This window comes from Tabrizicola flagellatus, from assembly GCF_008271465.1.
In the GTDB taxonomy this organism is placed as follows: Bacteria; Pseudomonadota; Alphaproteobacteria; order Rhodobacterales; family Rhodobacteraceae; genus Tabrizicola; species Tabrizicola flagellata.
Genome location: NZ_VMDU01000003.1, coordinates 337698 through 343701, shown reverse-complemented (window position 1 = coordinate 343701; position 6004 = coordinate 337698). Strand labels below are relative to the sequence as shown.

Below are 6004 nucleotides of genomic sequence, written 5' to 3'. Positions count from 1 at the left end.
GGAAAACCAGCCTGCATCGTCAGTGATAACGGGACCGAGTTCACCAGCAAGGCGATCCTGAAATGGGCCAACGAGAACGGCGTCGAGTGGCATTACATCGATCCCGGAAAGCCCCAGCAGAACGGCTACATCGAAAGCTTCAACGGCAGCCTGCGCGACGAATGCCTGAACGAGGAGATCTTCGACAGCTTGGCAGACGCACGCCGGAAGCTCGCCCACTGGCGCTACGACTACAACAACGTCAGGCCGCATTCCTCACTGGGCAACCAAACGCCCGCAGAAGCGCGCCGGGCGCTTGAGCAATCTGAGGGCTCTGCGCCCGGCGCACTTGCCCAACCCAAAACCGACCACTATCAACCCCAAGGACTCTCGTTAGGAACGAGGGACGACCGGGGGGCAGGTCAAAGCTCGCCGCCGAGAACGGCGTGCCGGTGGGGCAGGTCACGGCGGCGCGCTTCGTGGTGCAGACCGCGCTGATGTTGCCGGTCGTGCTGGTCATGCGCCTGCCGCTGCGGCTGGATGCGCGGGCGCTCGGCTACAGCGCGCTGCGCGCCCTCTTCCTCCTCGTCTCGACCTTCGCCTTCGTCTCGGGCATCCAGGTCATGCCGATCGCTGACGCGCTGGCCATCGTCTTTGTCGAGCCCTTCATCCTCCTGATCCTGGGGCGGTTCCTGTTCGGCGACCAGGTCGGACCGCGCCGCATCGCCGCCTGCGCCGTGGGCTTCGTCGGCGCGATGTTCGTGATCCAGCCCTCGCTCGCCGCCTTCGGCCTTGTCGCGCTCTGGCCGCTGGCGACGGCCTTCCTCTTCGCCTTCTACATGCTGGTCACCCGCGCCATCTCGGCCTGGATGCACCCGGTGACGATGCAGTTCCACACCTCCTGGACCGGGCTTCTCCTCTGCCTGCCCGTCATGATCCTGGCCGAGGGGTCGGGGATCGCGGCGCTCGACCCGATCCGGCCCGAGGGCTGGAACTGGCTCTGGCTCTTCGGGGTCGGGTTCTGGGCTGCGGTCAGCCACATGTGCATGACCTATGCCCTGAAATTCGCGCCCTCGGCGACGCTCGCCCCGCTGCACTATTTCGAGATCGTGACCGCCGTGATCCTGGGCTACCTGATCTTCGACGACTTCCCGAACCGCCTGACCTGGATCGGCATCGCGATCATCGTCTCCTCGGGCCTTTACATCATCCATCGCGAGCGGAAGACCGCGCGCGACAAGGCCGCCGTTACGGCGCTGACCGCAGCGCCCTGATCGCCGCATCGAGCCGCCGCCGCGGCAGGATGACCAGCATCCCCGGCTGGTCGAACTCCAGCTCGACGCGCCGGGCAATCACCCGGTTCGACGTGCCGATCATTCCGGCAGGCGCGAAGCGGATGCCGGCGATCGGCCATTCCAGCCCCGTGCTGACACCCGTCACCTGCGCCATCGGAAACAGGGAAAACGGCTCGCCCGGTTGCAGGTCAAGCGTCAGGCGCGACGGGGCGGCGAAGGCGAAATCCTTCGGCCCGAGCAGGATGCACCGCCGGTCCGCCCGCGCGACCAGCGTGGAAAAGGCCGCAAGGCCGTGGTCGAGCCGCGCCCCGGCAAAGCCCAGCGCCAGGACGAGCGGCGCCTCGATCAGCCGCAGTGCCTTGTCGAAATCCGTCGTCACCTGTTCGGACACCAGATGCTGGCGCTCGGCGGGAATCACCTGTCGCGCCGCCCCGGAGATCGAGTCCATGTCCCCGATCACCGCATCGGGCGTGACCCCGAGTTGCAGCAGCCGGTCGGCACCGCCGTCCGCCGCAACCGCGACCGGCGCCCGGGCCAGGGCAAGCGCAAGATCTCGCGCGGGAATTGGCCCTCCACCGGCCAGCGTCACACCATGGGTTGACTGGACAATCGGCGATTTCATGTAAGACTGTATCCAATTAAGGCAGATTTCCCGGGCTCCGGCCACAATCAATCCATCAAATTACCCCGGTCTGTCCATGCAATAGGACGGTGCAGAAATGTATCGTGCGACGACCAAGGCGAAAGGCTGTCCAGTCATGACCAGTGAAAGCAAGATTCTGACCGTGTCCTACGGGACTTTCAGCTGCACGCTGGAAGGGTTCGAGAATCCCTTCGATACCATGAAGGCGATCGCCGAATATTTCCGGGACCTGGCCGCGCAGGATCGCCACTTCGGCGCCGAGCCGCCGCCGCCGGATGCCGCCATGCTGCACCGTCTGGCCGAGCGCGAGGTTGCGCGCCTTGCCGGCGCCGCCACCGCGCGCGACACCGGTCCGAAGGCCGAGGCGCTGGTCGATGCATCGCCCGCCGAACCTGCCGCTTCGCCGCGCATCCAGTTCAATGTCGCCCCCGAACGCCGTCGCAGCCGGCTGACGCAGGATGGCGGCGCGCCGGTCGAGGACGCTGCCGCCGCGGCCGAACCCTCGCTCAAGGATGACATTCCCGAGGGAGTGGCGGCCAAGCTGGCACGGATCCGCCGGTCGGTGCCTTCGGCCGCAGCCGAACTGACCAACGCCCCCTCGGATGCCATTGCCGGAGACAGCGCCGCGGCGGACAATCAGGTGCTGGCTTCGCCTGCCGTTCCAGAAGAGACCCATACATGGTTCGAAGCGTCGGAAACAGATCTCGAGCCGACCGTTCAGGCTCTCGACCCCTTTGAAACGCATCTTGCCGAGGTTGCGGCAGACGAGATTCCCGATATTCCCGATGTCGCCAGCCGGCTCGGGGCGATGGTCGCGGACGGGACGGAAGCTGCCCGGCCGATCCAATCCTTCGCCGATGCCTACGACCCGTTCAGTGATACCGAGCTTTATGCGGACCCGCAGGGCGAGGCTGCTGTCGATCCTGCCGACATCGCGGATCTTGCCGCGCTCGACGGCGACACACCGGCCGAAATCGCGCCCGAGGCGACCACCTTTACCGCGCTGGCTGACGATCTCCTGCCCGAGGACCTTGATCCGGACGCGGACATCGGACCGGCCAACGCCATCGCGCTGACGACCGAGGATCCTCTGCCCGAGGATGCGCCGGCCCTCTACGACGTGCAGCCGGATGCGGATTTCGCCTTCGCCCATCACGATGCCGCCGATCCGACCCCGGCCGAGGTCGTGGACCTGGGTCGTCCCGACGCGAGCCCGGGCGCCCCGACCGAGGCGCCGGCGGAACCGGTCGCCGAGGTCGCGGCCAGCGAGGCCCAACCGGATGCCAAGGCCGCCAGGCGGTCGCGCAGGCTGAATTCGCGCGTCGTGCGGCTGCACCCGGATGAAGAAGGCTCGGCAGCCGACCCCTCTGCAATGCGGTCCCAGGCGCAGGAAAGCGAGTCCGACCAGATCGCCCGCCTGATGCAACAGGCCGAAGAGGTCATGGCCGAAGAGACGAACAAGCGCCGGCAAGAGGCACTGTCGCGTCTGAAGGCCGCCGTCGCCTCGACCGAGGCCGACCGCGCCGATCTGGACTACGAGGCGCCGCGCGGCGACACGAACCTCGACCCGTACCGCGACGATCTGGCCGAAGCGATCCAGCCCGACGAGGCCGAAGCGCCCCCTGCTCCGCCCGAGGTCAAGCCGACCCGCCGCAAGTCCGTCAACATCCGGCCGCAGGAACCGCGTCCCGGCACCATCCGTCCCGGCATGATCAGCCCTCCGCCGCTGGTCCTGGTTTCCGAACAGCGCATCGACCGGGTGACACCGGCCGTTGCCCCTGCCCCGGCCGCTCCCGCCCCGTCGCTGGCGCCGGCAGCCCCGGGGATCGCACCGGCCAATCCCGCCGGCCAGCCGATGGTGGCCCTGCGCACCGGCCGGCTCTCGGGCGCCATCGGCGCCGGTGCCGCGGTTGCCGCCTCCGCCGCCCCCGCCCGCAGCATCGTGCTGGAAAAGCCGTCCTACGGCACCGCGGCCGAAGCCGCCGAGGATGAGGATCTGGCCGAGGACAATGCAGAGATCGACGAGGCCGGCCTTGCCGCCTTTGCCGAGACGGTGGGCGCACGGTCGATGGCCGAACTGCTTGAAGCCGCTGCCGCCTATGCCACCTGCGTCGAGAAGCGCGCGCAGTTCACCCGCCCGCAACTGATGCGGCGGATGGTCGCCAGCGCGGGCGGCAAGCCGGTCAGCCGCGAGGACGGCCTGCGCAGCTTCGGCACGCTCTTGCGCACCGGGCGGATCGAGAAGGTGACGCGCGGGCATTACAGCCTCGCGGAAACCTCGCCCTACCTGGCCGAGGCTCGACGCCTTGGCTGACGGTTTCTTCCGCCAATTGAACTGGATCAGACGGATGGGCTCGGCCCGTCCGTCTTTTCCGTGACGGGGCCGGCCGCATCCGGGTCGGCCTGGCCTATGCCGCGGAAGATGAAACGGAAGGGCAAGGCCCAGGCAAAGCCGAGACCGACGTAGATCGCCAATTCGACCAGCACCGTGGGCCGTTCGATCAGCCCCACCAGCGTCACGGCCGCCACGACATAGACGGGCAAGCCGATCAGAAGGATCACGAGCGCCCAGCGCCGGCGGGCCCTGTAGCTCAAGGACATGTCGGACCTCCCCTCCAGCCTGCCATCAGCGGGCACAGCATCAAGATAGGCGCCCGCGTCAATCGGCAAAGGGGTCGGTCACGAGGATCGTATCGTCCCTCTCGGGCGAGGTGGACAGCAGGGCGACCGGGCACTGGATCAGCTCCTCGATCCGCCGGACATACTTGATGGCAGCGCCCGGCAGATCGGCCCAGGACCGCGCGCCGGCGGTCGTTTCCGACCAGCCTTCCATCTCTTCGTAGATCGGCTTGCAGCGGGCCTGTTCGTCCGCCGCGATCGGCAGATAGTCCATCCGTTTGCCGTCCAGGTCGTAGCCGACGCAGATCTTCAGCGTGCGGAACCCGTCCAGCACGTCGAGCTTGGTGAGCGCGATTCCCGAGACCCCGGAGGTCGCGCAGGTCTGCCGCACCAACACCGCATCGAACCAGCCGCAGCGCCGCTTGCGCCCCGTCACCGTGCCGAACTCGTGCCCCCGCTCGCCCAGGCGCTGCCCGTCCTCGTCGTGCAACTCGGCCGGGAACGGCCCCTCGCCAACGCGGGTGGTATAGGCCTTGACGATCCCCAGCACGAAGTCGATGGCCGTCGGCCCCAGGCCGGTGCCGGTCGCCGCCTGCCCGGCGATCGTGTTCGAAGAGGTGACATAGGGATAGGTCCCGTAGTCGATGTCCAGAAGCGAGCCCTGCGCGCCCTCGAAGAGGATCCGCTTGCCTGCCCGCCGCGCCTCGTTCAGGACCTTCCAGACGGGGCCGGCATAGGGCTTCAGCTTCGGCGCGATCTCCAGCAGTTGCGCCTTCAGCGCCTGCGCGTCCACCGGATCCAGCCCGAGGCCTGCCCGCAGCGCGTTGTGATGGGTCAGGAGGCGACCGATCCGGGTCTCCAGCGTCGCCGCATCGAACAGGTCGGCGACCCGGATCGCCCGGCGGCCGACCTTGTCCTCGTAGGCCGGACCGATGCCGCGCCCCGTGGTGCCGATCCTGGCCACCGAGGTCTGCGCCTCGCGCCCGCGGTCCAGTTCGCCATGGATCGGCAGGATCAGGCTGGCGTTCTCGGCCAGCATCAGGTTCTCGGGGCCGATCTCGACCCCCTGCCCGCGCAGCTTCTCGATCTCGGTCACCAGGTGCCAGGGGTCCACCACAACCCCGTTGCCGATCACGGAAAGCTTGCCCGGCCGCACGATCCCCGAGGGCAGGAGCGACAGCTTGTAAACCGTCTCGCCGATCACCAGGGTGTGCCCTGCGTTGTGCCCGCCCTGGAACCGCGCGATCACGTCGGCGCGCTCGGACAGCCAGTCCACCAGCTTGCCCTTGCCCTCATCGCCCCACTGGGCACCCACCACGACGACGTTGGCCATGTCATTCCCCGAGTCAGTCCCGAAACCAAGCGGGGTATAGCGACAGGCAGGCGGGGGGGAAACCCTGCAATTCGACCACTTGCCTGCGCCGTGCGCCGGGGTAGCATGCCGGAACTGCAACCCTCCGGGACTGGA

The 6004-nt window shown here is 68.0% G+C and carries 5 protein-coding genes and 1 pseudogene; 3 read left to right on the top strand and 3 right to left on the bottom strand.

The annotated features are described in order from the left end of the window. Positions 1-357 (top strand): annotated as a pseudogene (locus FL625_RS07595) (integrase core domain-containing protein); the annotation flags it as partial. 68 nt (positions 358-425) lie between these two features. Continuing rightward, positions 426-1253: a DMT family transporter gene (locus FL625_RS07590; protein ID WP_235019351.1), complete on the top strand. Its 828-nt coding sequence runs from the start codon at positions 426-428 to the stop codon at positions 1251-1253. Here the strand turns inward: FL625_RS07590 and FL625_RS07585 are convergent. Beyond that, positions 1228-1896: a thiamine diphosphokinase gene (locus FL625_RS07585; protein ID WP_149588029.1), complete on the bottom strand. Its 669-nt coding sequence runs from the start codon at positions 1894-1896 to the stop codon at positions 1228-1230. The two genes, FL625_RS07590 and FL625_RS07585, sit on opposite strands and share 26 nt — an antisense overlap. A 136-nt stretch (positions 1897-2032) precedes the next feature. On the opposite strand from FL625_RS07585, the gene FL625_RS07580 reads away from it, so the two are divergent. Then, a complete protein-coding gene (locus tag FL625_RS07580; protein WP_149588028.1) occupies positions 2033-4231 on the top strand; it encodes a hypothetical protein in 2199 nt (732 codons plus the stop codon). A gap of 26 nt (positions 4232-4257) precedes the next feature. On the opposite strand, the gene FL625_RS07575 is transcribed toward FL625_RS07580, so the two are convergent. Then, the gene (locus FL625_RS07575; protein WP_149588027.1) at positions 4258-4518 is read right to left on the bottom strand and encodes a DUF2842 domain-containing protein; all 261 of its coding nucleotides are present in this window, start codon (positions 4516-4518) and stop codon (positions 4258-4260) included. Positions 4519-4576: 58 nt separating this feature from the next. Then, positions 4577-5869, bottom strand: a complete 1293-nt coding sequence (locus tag FL625_RS07570) for an adenylosuccinate synthase (protein ID WP_149588026.1) — start codon at positions 5867-5869, stop codon at positions 4577-4579. Positions 5870-6004: the final 135 nt, after the last annotated feature.

What these genes read in the sequence shown, in the direction of transcription:
- FL625_RS07580 (WP_149588028.1), top strand. Translation starts at nt 2,033, where the DNA reads ATGACCAGTGAAAGCAAGATTCTGACCGTGTCCTACGGGACTTTCAGC.
- FL625_RS07575 (WP_149588027.1), bottom strand. Translation starts at nt 4,518, where the DNA reads ATGTCCTTGAGCTACAGGGCCCGCCGGCGCTGGGCGCTCGTGATCCTT.
- FL625_RS07585 (WP_149588029.1), bottom strand. Translation starts at nt 1,896, where the DNA reads ATGAAATCGCCGATTGTCCAGTCAACCCATGGTGTGACGCTGGCCGGT.
- FL625_RS07570 (WP_149588026.1), bottom strand. Translation starts at nt 5,869, where the DNA reads ATGGCCAACGTCGTCGTGGTGGGTGCCCAGTGGGGCGATGAGGGCAAG.